Source organism: Kitasatospora sp. MAA19, assembly GCF_029894125.1.
Lineage (GTDB): Bacteria > Actinomycetota > Actinomycetes > Streptomycetales > Streptomycetaceae > Kitasatospora.
Genome location: NZ_JARXYZ010000008.1, coordinates 196,176 through 208,753, shown reverse-complemented (window position 1 = coordinate 208,753; position 12,578 = coordinate 196,176). Strand labels below are relative to the sequence as shown.

10 protein-coding genes are annotated in these 12,578 nt (G+C 73.3%); 6 read left to right on the top strand and 4 right to left on the bottom strand.

Features of this window, described 5'->3' with window-relative positions; genetic code table 11:
- Positions 1–128 precede the first annotated feature (128 nt).
- From P3T27_RS15635 to P3T27_RS15615, 5 genes are all read left to right on the top strand, one after another.
- Positions 129–497, top strand: coding sequence for an ATP-binding protein (locus tag P3T27_RS15635; protein ID WP_280678682.1), 369 nt, complete (start codon positions 129–131; stop codon positions 495–497).
- Positions 494–745 carry a hypothetical protein gene (locus P3T27_RS15630; protein ID WP_280678680.1) on the top strand — a complete coding sequence of 84 codons (252 nt, stop codon included), beginning with the start codon at positions 494–496 and terminating at the stop codon, positions 743–745. Before P3T27_RS15635 ends, P3T27_RS15630 begins: the two co-directional genes overlap by 4 nt.
- Positions 746–1,046: 301 nt before the next feature.
- Positions 1,047–2,414: a TIR-like protein FxsC gene (locus P3T27_RS15625; protein ID WP_280678678.1), complete on the top strand. Its 1,368-nt coding sequence runs from the start codon at positions 1,047–1,049 to the stop codon at positions 2,412–2,414.
- A gap of 149 nt (positions 2,415–2,563) precedes the next feature.
- Positions 2,564–6,418: an FxSxx-COOH system tetratricopeptide repeat protein gene (fxsT, locus tag P3T27_RS15620; protein WP_280678853.1), complete on the top strand. Its 3,855-nt coding sequence runs from the start codon at positions 2,564–2,566 to the stop codon at positions 6,416–6,418.
- Positions 6,419–6,524: 106 nt separating this feature from the next.
- A complete protein-coding gene (locus tag P3T27_RS15615; protein WP_280678676.1) occupies positions 6,525–7,517 on the top strand; it encodes a D-glycerate dehydrogenase in 993 nt (330 codons plus the stop codon).
- A gap of 10 nt (positions 7,518–7,527) precedes the next feature.
- Here the strand turns inward: P3T27_RS15615 and P3T27_RS15610 are convergent, their stop codons facing one another.
- The 3 genes from P3T27_RS15610 to P3T27_RS15600 form a co-directional block, all read right to left on the bottom strand.
- A complete protein-coding gene (locus tag P3T27_RS15610) occupies positions 7,528–8,382 on the bottom strand; it encodes an alpha/beta hydrolase (RefSeq protein ID WP_280678851.1) in 855 nt (284 codons plus the stop codon).
- Positions 8,383–8,405: 23 nt separating this feature from the next.
- Positions 8,406–9,305 (bottom strand): DUF4231 domain-containing protein, encoded by a 900-nt coding sequence (locus P3T27_RS15605; RefSeq protein ID WP_280678674.1) that lies wholly within the window; start codon positions 9,303–9,305, stop codon positions 8,406–8,408.
- A gap of 200 nt (positions 9,306–9,505) precedes the next feature.
- Positions 9,506–10,270 (bottom strand): SIS domain-containing protein, encoded by a 765-nt coding sequence (locus tag P3T27_RS15600; protein WP_280678672.1) that lies wholly within the window; start codon positions 10,268–10,270, stop codon positions 9,506–9,508.
- A gap of 221 nt (positions 10,271–10,491) precedes the next feature.
- Here P3T27_RS15600 and P3T27_RS15595 point away from each other — a divergent pair, with 221 nt between their 5' ends.
- Entirely contained in the window at positions 10,492–11,190 is a 699-nt protein-coding gene (locus P3T27_RS15595; protein ID WP_280678670.1) for a metal-dependent transcriptional regulator, read from the top strand.
- A 427-nt stretch (positions 11,191–11,617) separates the two neighbouring features.
- On the opposite strand, the gene P3T27_RS15590 is transcribed toward P3T27_RS15595, so the two are convergent.
- The gene (locus P3T27_RS15590; protein WP_280678849.1) at positions 11,618–12,319 is read right to left on the bottom strand and encodes a bifunctional DNA primase/polymerase; all 702 of its coding nucleotides are present in this window, start codon (positions 12,317–12,319) and stop codon (positions 11,618–11,620) included.
- Between the last annotated feature and the right edge of the window lie 259 nt (positions 12,320–12,578).

Here is a 12,578-nt window from a genome sequence, read left to right as displayed (position 1 = left end):
AGGGTCATGTGCGGAGAGTGTTGCAGAGTTGAGGGAGATTCCTCTACAGTTCAATAACACCGCCATCGGACGGGTCGTCAGTAGTGCTCGCCCGTAAGGCATTCCTCTGCACCGCTGGGAGATTCCCCATGTGTGACCCCAACCTCAACTCCCCCTCCCTCACCGTGTCCCGCGAGGCGTTGTGCGACGCCATGGCGCGCGCCGGGTACGCGCATTCTGCGATCGTGGATGCCGAACTCGCGCTCGTGGAGCTGATCGTGAACGCCTGGCGGCACGGGGCGACCGCCGCGCCGATGGTCCTGGTCGTCATCGCTGACGGCACCCTCCGCGTCACCGTCGCCGACCGGAGCTCGGTGCTGCCCGAGCAGTGCAAGCCCAATGCCCTCGCCCAGTCCGGCCGCGGGCTCCAGTTGGTCGAGGGGCTCACCCACCGCTGGGGTGCGGAGCCGCAGAAGCTCGGCAAGCGGGTCTGGTTCGAGCTGGACGGCGCCGCGTGAACGCCCTCCACCCCATCCGCCCGGCCGACCCGGCGATCCGCCACCTCACCAGCCGGCAGATCTCCGGTCTGATCGTCGAACTCCGATCCGAAGGTCGCGAGTTCGGCCTCCTCTGGCCCTCCGCCGATCCCGGCGAGGTCATCCTGGACGGCCGCTTCCTCGTCAACATCGGCAACATCCCGGCGAGCACTCTGATCAACCTCCTCGCGCTGATCCGCGAGTTCAAGCGCCACCGGGGCCGGCCGTGACGGGCCTGCTGGTCCTCATCCTGGTGGCCGCCGCCGTCGGTGGCGTCTGCCAGGCCCGTTCCGAGCGGCTGCGTCACCGGCGGGACCGTCGCGACCGGACATAGGTGCCATGCATGGCACACGGGCCCCGTTCGGTGATCGGGGCCCGTGCCTGTCCGGCCTTCGTGGTCGTCGTTTCGGTCATGTCAATTCGTACGACCCGTTGTGCTATTCCATTGGGCCCTCAGTCGTTCCTACACTGAGACCCCGCCGCACGGGGGCTGCGGGAACCAGGTTGCCGACGGGCCCGGGGGAGGCACGTGTGAACGACCGTGGCTGGGACGAGGACGACGCCCGGCCGTACTTCTTCCTCTCCTACGCGCACACCCCGAAGGCCGGTGCACGGGGCGCCGGCGATCCGAACCACTGGGTTCGGCAGCTGTACCGGGACCTCTGCGAGGCGGTGCTGCAGCTGACCACGGTGCCGGCCGGGGTGCCGGTCGGATTCATGGACGAGTCCATGCACCAGGGCGAGTTGTGGGCCGATCGGCTGTCCGAGGAGCTGGCGAGCTGCCGGGTGTTCGTACCGCTGTACTCGCCGCGCTACTTCAACAGCGTGCCGTGCGGTCAGGAGTGGCACGCCTTCACCCGCCGACCGGTCTACCCGGCGACCATCGACGCGGAGCGCACCAGCGGCATCGTGCCGGTGCTCTGGGCGCCGATGAGCCGCTACCGGCTGCCCGCCGTGGCCAGCGAACTGCAGTTCAACCACGCGAGTTTCGGGCCGGACTACGCCACCGAGGGCCTGTACGCGCTGATGAAGCTGACCTACTTCCGCTCCGCCTACGAGCTGGCCGTGCACCGACTGGCGGCGCGGATCGTGCAGGTGGCGGAGGAGACGGTGATCCCGGTCGGGCGGCAGCTGGACTTCAACGGGCTGCCCAGCGCCTTCAACGTGAGCGCGCCGACCAAGCAGCTGCGGATCTCGGTGCTCTCGTACCACCAGGGCGAGTTGCCGGCGGACCGCAACCCCGACTTCTACGGCACCCGGCGCACCGACTGGCACCCGTACCGCCCGGCCGGCTCGCCGATCGCGCAGCACGCGGTGCGGCTGGCCCGGCAGTTGGGGTTCCAGCCGACCGTGCACGAGTTCGACGACGAGGTCGACTCGATCATCGACGGCAATGCCGAGGCCCCCGGCCTGCTGCTGCTCGACCGGTGGGCGCTGCGCGACCCCAACCGCCGCGAACTCGTCCGCCGCTTCGACCGCTCCGACGCCACCTGGGTGAGCGTCCTGGAACCGTGGAACACCGACGACCCGGAGTGCGAGGAACGCGCGGGCGAACTCGGCGAGTTGAGTGACCAGGCACTGCGCAAGACCCGGCGGGCGAGCCGCCCCAGCTTCCTCGGCGTGACCGGCCCGACCGGGCTGAACACCCTGGAGGACTTCGACGACGCGCTGCCCCGGGCCGCCATGAAGGCCAAGTACGCCTTCGAGGGCCGCACCAGGGCCGAGCCGGAGGACCCGTCGCCGCCCCGGCCGAACCTGCGGGACGCGTTCCGGCGCGGACCGGGCGGCTTCGGTGCGGACGGGAGCAGATCAGACCCCTTCGGCCACGACGACCACCCAGACCGCGACGACGGCGATGACCCCGATGGCCGGACGGCGCCCGTAGGAGGACCCAGATGAGCGAGAACCGCACCAGGAACCTCCGCATCGGGGGCCTCACCGCGGCCGAACTGACCGCCCAGCGCGACGCCGAGCGGCGCTCCGCGGAGCAGGACCGCAACGGCCGGATCATCACCTTCTACTCCTACAAGGGCGGCACCGGGCGCACCATGGCGCTCGCCAACACCGCCTGGATCCTGGCGGCCAACGGCTTCCGGGTGCTCACCGTGGACTGGGACCTGGAGGCGCCGGGCCTGGCCAAGTTCTTCCACCCCTTCCTCGATCCGGCCTCGCTGGCCGGCACGACCGGGATGATGGACCTGATCGCCGAGTACCGCGAGGAGGCGCTGCGCCCGGTCGAGCACGCCGAGGGCTGGCACCTGGACTTCGCCCGGGTGCACCCGCACGCGCTGTCGCTGTCCTGGCCGCTGTTCCCGGCCGGCGGCAGCCTGGACTTCCTGTCCGCGGGCCAGTTCAACCGGGACTACTCCGAGGCCGTCACCCACCTGGACTGGGACATCTTCTACGACCGCTTCGACGGCGGGCAGTTCTTCGACGCCCTCAAGGCCGACATGAGCAAGCGGTACGACTACGTGCTCATCGACTCGCGCACCGGCCTGTCCGACATCGCCGAGATCTGCACCGTCCAGATGCCCGACGACCTGGTGGTCTGCTTCACCCTGAGCGACCAGTCGATCGACGGTGCCTCCCGGATCGCCCAGCACATCCACGACCGCTACCGCGAGCGCGGCATCCGCATCCTGCCCGTCCCGATGCGCATCGACGAAGGCGAGAAGGAGAAGGCGGACGCCGGCCGGGCGCTCGCCCGGGTCCGCTTCGACGGGCTGCCGTCCGGCCTGAACGGCGACGAACTCGCCCAGTACTGGGGCTCGGTGGAGATCCCGTACCGGCCGTTCTACGCCTACGAGGAGATCCTGGCCACCTTCGGCGACCAGACCGGCACCCCCACCTCGATGCTGGCCGCCTGCGAGCGGCTCACCTCGATGATCACCGAGGGCAGGGTCGCCTCGCTGCCGCCGCTGGACGAGGAACTGCGGCTGCGCTACGTGGACGCGTTCACCCGCCGCCGCCCGTCCGTCCCCGCCGACCTCTACCTCTCCTACGTGCCCGAGGACCGGATGTGGGCCGACTGGATCGAGGCCGTGCTCACCCGGGCCGGCTTCCGGGTGCTGCCCCGTGACCTCAGCGCCGGCACCGACCCGCGCGAGGAGACCGAGCGCGGCATCGACGCCGCCTACCGGACCGTCGCCGTCCTCTCGCCCGCCTACCAGCGCTCCCCGCAGGCCAGGGCGCTGTGGGAGTCGGTGGTCAGCTCCGACCCGTCCGGCACCCGGCGCCAGCTCGTCCCGGTCCGGGTCGGGGACGTGCGGCTCACCGCGCCGTTCAGCAACCGCAACCCGGTCGACCTGGTCGGCCGCGACGAGGTGCAGTCCGTACAGACCCTGCTGCGCGCCCTCGGCCGCGGCGACGTCGTGCTGACCGAGGCCAACGGCGGCGGACCGCGCTTTCCCGGCAGCAAGCCGGCGGTGTGGGACGTGCCGCCGCGCAACCCCTCCTTCACCGGCCGCGCCGCCGTCCTGGAGCAGCTGCGCAACCAGCTGCGCGGCGGCATGGCGGCCGTCCTGCCCACCCCGCAGACGCTGTACGGGCTCGGCGGCGTCGGCAAGACGCAGGTGGCGCTGGAGTACGCGCACCGCTTCATGTCCGACTACGACCTGGTGTGGTGGATCGACGCCGAGCAGACCGAACTGGTCGCCCCGGCGCTGGCCGACCTGGCCCGCCGACTCGGCCTGCGGGTCGGCGACTCGGTGACCGAGGCCGCCGAGGCCGCCCGGGAGGCGCTGCGCCGCGGCGTGCCGACCCAGCGCTGGCTGCTGATCTTCGACAACGCCGACGAACCGGCCGAGATCCGCCGCTTCTTCCCCGGCGGCTCCGGCCACATCCTGGTCACCTCCCGCAACCAGGCCTGGACCGGGCACGCCGAGGCGCTGGAGGTGGACGTCTTCACCCGCGGCGAGAGCGTCGAGCACCTGTGCCGGCGGGCCCGCGGCCTGTCCCGCCCGGACGCCGACCGGGTCGCCGAGGCGGTCGGCGACCTGCCGCTCGCCGTCGAGGTCGCGGCCGCCTGGCTGGACACCACCGGCACCCCGGTGGAGACCTACGTCGCCCAGCTGCACGCCGAGGCGGCCCGCGCGCTGGCCGTCTCCCGCCCCGCCGACTACCCGACCCCGGTCGGTGCCACCTGGAACGTCTCGATCGGCCGGCTGCGCCAGCAGTCCCCGGCCGCCGTACGGCTGTTGCAGCTGTGTGCGTTCTTCGCGCCCGAGCCGATCTCGATGAACCTGTTCTACAGCGACCAGATGATCCGGGCGCTGGTGAAGTACGACGCCGACCTCAGCGACAAGTTCATGCTGGGCAAGGTGATCCAGGCGATCGGCCGGTACGCGCTGGCGAAGGTGGACGCGGGCAGCAACAGCTTCCAGGTGCACCGCCTCGTCCAGGCGGTGATCCGGGCCGAGATGACCGACGACGAGCAGGAGGTCGCCGTCCACGAGGTGCATCGCATCCTCACCGGCGCCCGGCCCGTCCTCGGCGACACCGACGACCCCGCCAACTGGCCCGCCTTCGACGAGATCTGGCCGCACCTGTCGCCCTCCAGGGCGCACAACTGCGACGAGGCGGACACCCGCCAGCTGCTCATCGACCGCGTCCGCTACCTCTGGAAGCGCGGTGAACTCGACCGCGCCCGGGACCTCGGCCACGCCCTGGACGCCGAGTGGACCGGCAAGCTCGGCGAGGACGACCGGCAGACCCTGCTGCTGCGCTTCCAGCTCGCCAACGTGCTGCGCTCGCAGGGAAGTTACGCCGAGGCGCTGGCCCTGGACGAGGACACCCTGGAGCGCCAGCGGGCGCTGCTCGGCGAGCACCACCCGTACACCCTGATGACGGCCGGTTCCCTCGGCGCCGACCGCCGGGCGCTCGGCCGGTTCCAGGCCGCGCTCGACCTCGACCGGGAAATCCTCGACCAGTTCCGGGAGTTGTTCGGGGACGACAACCCGCGCACGCTCTCCATGGCGAACAACCTGGCGATCGACTACCGGCTGGTCGGCGAGAGCGAGGCCGCCCGCGAACTCGACCAGGAGACCCTGGACCGGCGCATCGCCGTGCTCGGCCCCAAGCACCCGTACACCCTCATCACCAAGTCCGCCCTCGCCCGGGACCTGCGCGAACTCGGCGACTACGGCGGCTCGGCGGACCTGCTCCGGGAAGTCACCACGGACTTCGGCGACGGGCTGGACCCGGGGCTTCCGGAAAGCCTGCGCAACGCCAAGTCGCTGGCCGTCTCGCTGCGCCGGATGGGCCAGCTCGCCGAGGCCCGCCGGATCACCAAGGAGACCTACGAGCGCTACCTGGAGCGGTACGGCGCCGACGCCCCCGACGCGCTCGCCTGCGCGCTCAACCTGGCCGCCGACCACAGCGCCTCGGGCGACAAGGAGGCCGCCCGGGACCTCTGCTCCACCGTCTTCGAAGGCCACCGGCGGCTGTTCGGCGACGAGCACCCCTTCACCCTGGCCTGCGCCAACAACCTCGGCATCTACCTGCGCGGCAGCGGCGACGTCCAGGGCGCCATCGACCGCGGCCGGGCCACCGTCGAGGGGCTGACCGGCTCGGTCGGACCGGAGCACCCCTACACCCTCAACGCGATGATCAACCTGGCCAACGCCTACGGCGACGACGGCCAGATCGGCCTCGCCGAGGAACTCGGCCGGACCGCCTACCAGGGCCTGTGCGACCGCTACACGCCCCGGCACCCGGATGCCGTCGCCTGCGAGGCCAATCTGGCGATCACCCTGCGCTCGGCCGGCCGGCACACCCAGGCCGCCGAGCTGCGGGCGCGCGCGATCGGCGAGCTGATCCGGCAGTTCGGGGAGGAACACCCCAACACGGTGGCGGCGCGCGGCTGGAAGCGGATCAACCGGGACCTGGAGCCGCAGCCGGTGTAGCCGGGCGGCCGGGCGGGGGAGGGGCCGGGGAGGGCACGGCGGAGGCGGGTACGGCGAAGGGGACGGTACGGCGGGGGCGCGCCGGGGGCGGGTACGCTGCGGGCTCATGAGCACCCCGCCCCCGGCTCCGTCCCCGTCCCCGGCCCAGCCCCCGGTGCTGGTCACCCGACGCCTCGCGCCCGGGGTGATCGAGGGGCTCACCGCGCACCACGCCGTCACCTGCCACGACTCCGACCAGGCGATGGACCGGGCCGACCTGCTGGCCGCCGTCCGCGGCCGCCGGGCCGTGCTCACCACCCTGGACGACCGGGTGGACGGCGAGTTCCTGGACGCGGCCGGCCCCGGCCTCGCCATCGTCGCCAACCACGCGGTGGGGCACCACAACATCGACCTGGCCGCCTGCGCCGAGCGCGGCGTACTGGTCTCCCACACCCCCGGCGTGCTCACCACCGCCACCGCCGACATGGCCTGGGCACTGCTGCTGGCCGCCACCCGCCGACTCGGCGAGGGCGAGCGGCTGCTGCGCTCCGGCCGCCCCTGGACCTGGGCGCCGAACTTCCTGCTCGGCCTGGAGCTGGCCGGCACCCCGCTCGGCGTGCTCGGCATGGGCCGGATCGGTCAGGCGGTGGCCCGCCGGGCCCGCGCCTTCGACATGCCGGTCAGCTACCACAACCGCCGCGAGCTGGCGCCCGAGCAGGCCGACGGCGCCACCTGGCGGCCGCTGGAGGAGCTGCTCGCCACCTCCACGGTGCTGGTCGTCACCGCCCCGCTCAGCGCCGCCACCCGGCACCTGCTGGACGCCCGCCGGCTCGCCCTGCTGCCGCGCGGGGCGGTGGTGGTCAGCATGACCGCCGGGGTGGTGGACGAGGAGGCGCTGGCCGCCGCGCTGGAGTCCGGTGCGCTGTTCGCCGCCGCCGTGGACAACTTCGAGCACGAGCCGGCCGTCCCGGCCGCGCTGCTCGCCCAGGAGCGCGCGGTGCTGGCCCCGCACCTGGGCAGCGCCACCGTCCGCACCCGGCAGGCGATGGGCGGGCTGGCGGTGGACAACATCCTGGCCGTGCTGGGCGGGGGAGCGCCGGTCACCCCGGTGACGGCCTGACGGACACGCCCTAACCCGCCGCCCAGGCCAGGGCGGTGGTCAGCACCCGGAACGCCCCGAAGTGCGCGGCGCCGGGCTCCAGGAAGAGCTCGGCGCCGGGGATGTGGTCGGCCAGCCAGCGGGAGTGCTCGACCGGGGAGAACTGGTCGTCGGCGCCGTGCCACAGCCAGCTCGGCACCGCGATGTCCTCGACCCGGAACCCCCAGTCGGCGGTGAACGCCAGCACGTCGTCGATCCAGCCGTCCGCGCCGTGCCGGAACGCCTCCCGGTAGTTGCTCTGCAGCATCCGCCGCAGTCCGCTGTCGGCCACCACCTCCCGGTCGGCGGGCGACAGTTCGGGCCGCAGCCCGTTCAGCAGCCGGACCGGGTCGTCCTTGATCTGCAGGGAACGGAACTCCATCGCGTCGGTGATCCGGCCGTGCCCGCGCTCCGCCTCCTGGTAGGCGTGCACGTTGGACGGGGTCATCCCGGCGTACCAGTCCAGGCCGGCCGCGTCGCGCGGCGCCAGGCCGACCAGCACCGCCACCCGGCTGACCCGCTGCGGCAGCAGCGCCGCGCAGGCCAGCGCGTGCGGGCCGCCGCCGGAACGGCCGAGCACCGCGAAGCCGTCCAGCCCCAGGTCGTCCGCGATGGTCCGGACGTCGGCCGCCGCCGCGCTCACCCGGCGGCCGAACTGCCGGGTCGAGTCGCCGTAGCCGGGCCGGTCGTAGGAGATCAGCCGCACCCCCAGCCGGTACAGGACGGTGCTGCGCGGGTGCGGGCCCACCCGGCTGCCGGGCATGCCGTGCAGCAGGAACACCGGCCGGCCGCGCGGGTCGCCCAGGGACTCGACGGCGAGGGCCCGGCCGTCCGCGGCCTTGACCATCCGTAACGACACCTGCGGCCTCCTCAGTGGTCCCGGTCGGTGGTGGTGCGGATCTCCCGGCGGGCCTGCCAGGTGGTGTGCTCGCGCGAGACCGCGTCCTCGGCGTCCCGGGCCAACCGGGCCCAGAGCTCCTCGGCGTCCGCCGACTCCAGGTCCAGCCCGGCCAGTTGGCGCCGGATGAGCTCCAGCTCGTCGGCGGCCAGCCCGTACGCGGCGGCCAGCGGGCGGTACTGGCGCAGCTGCGCCCAGGCGGTGACCGAGGCGGCCACCGCCGAGACCGTGCCCAGCGCGTCGTAGGTGAACGCGCCGAGCGCCCGCAGCACCGCCAGCACCAGCCCGAGCGCCGGCAGGACCACGCCCAGCACCCCGGCCAGGTCGCCCGCCCGGGCGCAGTAGCGGGACTTGGCGCGGTACCAGTCGTGCTGCACCTGGATCCGCTCCCGCAGGTACACCTCGCGCCGCACCGCGAGCGGCTGCTCGCGCAGGTCGCGCATCGCCGCGGTGATCTCCACCCCGGTGCCCGGCGCGACCACCCGGCCGCCCGGGAAGGCGCCCAGCACCCCGCCGAGCTGGAAGCGGTACAGGCCCTCGGCGTCCGGCAGGGTGCGCGGCGGCGGCTGGTAGGCGTCCGCCCGGACGGCGAACTTCCAGGCCAGCGTCTTGACCGACTCGGCGGCGGCCCGGCCCTCGTACCAGAGGCCCTGCGGGTTCTGCCGGCTGATCACCACCGCGAGGGCGATCGCGCCGAGGTAGGCGGCGGCCGCCGCCCAGGCCCACGGCTCGCCGTCGGCCGAGCCGGTCGCGGCGGCGAGGACCAGCAGCAGCAGTTCCCAGGCGGACAGGAGCACCGAGCGCCGCTGGCCGCGCAGCGAGGCCGCGTCGGCGGTCCAGAAGAACTCCGGCAGCAGGTCCCGCTCGCGCACCCACCCCGTCCGTCCAGTCCCAGACGCCATGGTCGGCCCCCACCCGTCGCTCCGGTCGCACCGCTCTCCTGCCCCGGGCGGCTTCCCGGTACGCCTGGCCCGCCCCGGGGCCGCCCGCAATGGCCGGGATGCCCCGGTGGATTGTCCGGGCCGGGTACGTTCGGTGGGTGGTCCGGCACCGTGCGTGGCACCCGGGGGCTTCAGTAGGTGTAGAGGATCCGGTCGGCGTTGTCGGCCATCTGCTTGGCGTTCCACTCGGTGCCGCCGGGGACGTTGCCGGAGCGGAACAGCGGCGGGGCCGCGGCGGTGCCGGCGGCCGCCGCGTCGGCCAGCCGGCCGACCGCCGAGGCGACCACGGCCTGCATCAGCGCGCTGGTCACGATGGTGGAGACCGGGCCGAAGGTGGTCTCGGCGGCCGGGTGGGTCAGCTCGCCGTCCCCGACCGCGATCTTGCTGTCCAGCACCACGTCGCAGTGGTCCTTCAGGTACGTGCCGGACGGGTGCGCCGAGGGCACCTCGCCCGGGTAGGCGAGCGAGGTCACGCCGATCACCTTCAGGCCGCGGTCCCGGGCGTACCGGGCCAGCTCGACCGGCATGACCTGACGGCCGGACAGCGAGATCAGGAACAGCAGGTCCCCGGCGGTGGCCGGGGTCAGGTCCAGGGTGGTGGTGGCCAGGCCGGAGACCCGCTCCAGCGCGCTGGCCAGCGGCGCGGGCATCACCGTCACCCCGGCCATCCCGGGGACGTTCAGCAGGTTCATCGGGACCAACCCGCCGGCCCGGTAGACCACGTCCTGGGCCGGCAGCGCGGAGTGTCCGGCACCGAAGGTGAACACCCGGCGTCCCTCGGTGATCGCCTCGGCGAGCAGCGCCGCAGCGGCCTCGATGGTGTCGGCCTCCTCCTCCCGGACCCGCTGGAGGTGGGCGATCGCGGCGTCGAAGTACCGGCCGACCAGGTCGTTCATCTGTTGCCTTCGCTCTCTGCCGGTGGGGGAGCCGGCCGGGTGGGGTGGTCCGGGTGGTCCAGACCGCCAGTGGAGAAAGCTACGGCGAGCACGGTGGCGCCCCGGCGGCACCGCTGTCAACAGGAACGAAAACCGGTCCCCCGGGCCCCTGCGCGGGCCCGGTTGTCCGCGCAGTACGTCAGAATTGGCGGTGAGGACACCGAAGAACGGAGCCAGCGGCGATGTCTGGGCTGATCGACACCACTGAGATGTACCTTCGCACCATCCTGGAGCTGGAGGAGGAAGGCATCGTCCCGATGCGCGCCCGGATCGCCGAGCGACTGGAGCAGAGCGGCCCCACGGTCAGCCAGACGGTCGGCCGGATGGAGCGCGACGGGCTGTTGCAGGTCGCGGGGGACCGCCACCTCGAACTCACCGACGACGGGCGCCGGCTGGCGGTGCGCGTCATGCGCAAGCACCGCATCGCCGAGTGCCTGCTGGTCGACGTGATCGGCCTGGAGTGGGAGCAGGTCCACGAGGAGGCCTGCCGCTGGGAGCACGTGATGAGCGAGACGGTCGAGCGCAAGGTGCTCGCCATGCTCGGCCACCCGACCCAGTCCCCGTACGGCAACCCGATCCCGGGCCTGGACGAGCTGGGCGACGCCAAGGCGGAGGGCGAGGGCTTCGACGCCGCGCTCGTCCCGCTGGACACCGTCAGGCCGGGCGACGGCGGCGCCAGCGTGGTGGTCCGCCGGATCGGCGAGCCGATCCAGACCGACGGCGAGCTGATGCGCACGCTGCGCCGGGCCGGGATCCGGCCGGGCTCCACCGTGCAGGTGAGCGCCGGCGTCGGCGTCGGCGGCGTGCTGGTCGGCACCGGGGAGAACGCGGCGGAGCTGGGCAAGGACATCGCCCAGCACGTCTTCGTCGCCCAGGCCTGAGCGGGCGTCCACCGGGGCCTCCCCGGAACGACGAGAAGGGCCCGCTGCTTCCCGTGCAGCGGGCCCTTTCGCCTCCCCGTACCCTCCCCGTTCCCTCCCGTCCCTCCCGTCCCTCCCGTCCCTCCCGGTCCCCTCCACCGCCTCGCCCGGCTTCCCCGTCCGAGCGCTCCCTCCGGCGTCCCCTCGCACCGCAATTCCTCCCCTCGGCCGATCATGGCAATCCTTGAGCGTTGTCACTCGTCCGGGGGGCTTTCGCCCATGATCAGCGGGTAGACCGAGGCCTTATCCGCACATGCGTGTGACGGGCCCCGTCTCCGGTGGGAGACAAGGCCCGTCAGTCGCGCGCAGGGGTGTCGCGCGCCGTGCGCCCTCACCCGATCGGTCCAGGGCGGCCTTGCGCGGGGCGGTGAATCGTCGCCGCGCCCGTTCAGCGCACCGCCGCCGGCTGCGCGGGTTCGGGGCGGACGGCGGCGGGCGCCTCGCGTCCGCACGCGTAGGCGAGCGGACTGATCAGCTCGGCGGCGTCGGGCAGCCAGCGGTTGAGCGCCGAGGGGGAGCGGGCCCACTGGGCGTAGCCGGTGCCGCCGATCCGGGACGGCGGGGCGACCGTCCAGTCCCCCTCGCCGCGGGCGACCAGGTCCAGCCGGCCGGGCGGCCAGCCGAGCTTGCGGAGCATCTCCGGCAGCTTGGCCGCCACCCCGGGCAGCACCAGGAAGTGCAGCCGCCGGCCGACCCGCCCGGGCGAGGCGGGCAGCACCGCGACCGGGCCCAGCTGGAGGTCCATCCGCTCCATCCGGGCCAGCGCCAGGCATCCGGCCGTCTCCGGGACGTCCAGGACGTCGAAGGACCGGCCGGTGGGCAGCAGGATCGAGGCCTGCGGCCGCTCGGTCCACCAGCGCCGTACCGCCCCCGGCCCGGCGCTCGCCTTGCGGGCCCAGTCCGCGTCGAGCGGGTGGGCCCCCGGCAGCAGGCAGCGCGGGTCGCCGCAGGAGCAGCGGGCGGGCCCGTCGCCGTCGATCAGCCAGGCACCGGGAGCGACCTCCCAGTGGCGGTTCTCGGCGTAGCCGACGGCTTCGATGAGCAGCGGGGGCAGTCCGGCGTTCTTGCCCTGGTCGGGGGAGTCGGGGATGTCTTCCACGCGCTGCTCAACTACCGTGTGTGAGGCTGGTTACGGCCCGGCGGGGGCCGGTTGGACGCATTCCGGCAATGTCACCCGATCCGGTTACTCAAGCGAGTTGAGGCGGGTGGAGGCAGGCGCAGTGGGGGCGCACGGGAGCATTTCCCAGGGCGCGTGGGGGGTGCGGTTCGTCACCGTGGGTATCCCGCTGGCGTTGCTGATCGCTAACCTGGTGTCAGATTCCTTGGACGGTCGGACAGTCGGCAACAGA

Bases quoted from the DNA above. Each gene is read 5' to 3' on its own strand.
- P3T27_RS15635 (WP_280678682.1), top strand. From the start codon at position 129: ATGTGTGACCCCAACCTCAACTCCCCCTCCCTCACCGTGTCCCGCGAG.
- fxsT (WP_280678853.1), top strand. From the start codon at position 2,564: ATGGCGCTCGCCAACACCGCCTGGATCCTGGCGGCCAACGGCTTCCGG.
- P3T27_RS15615 (WP_280678676.1), top strand. From the start codon at position 6,525: ATGAGCACCCCGCCCCCGGCTCCGTCCCCGTCCCCGGCCCAGCCCCCG.
- P3T27_RS15610 (WP_280678851.1), bottom strand. From the start codon at position 8,382: ATGGTCAAGGCCGCGGACGGCCGGGCCCTCGCCGTCGAGTCCCTGGGC.
- P3T27_RS15600 (WP_280678672.1), bottom strand. From the start codon at position 10,270: ATGAACGACCTGGTCGGCCGGTACTTCGACGCCGCGATCGCCCACCTC.
- P3T27_RS15595 (WP_280678670.1), top strand. From the start codon at position 10,492: ATGTCTGGGCTGATCGACACCACTGAGATGTACCTTCGCACCATCCTG.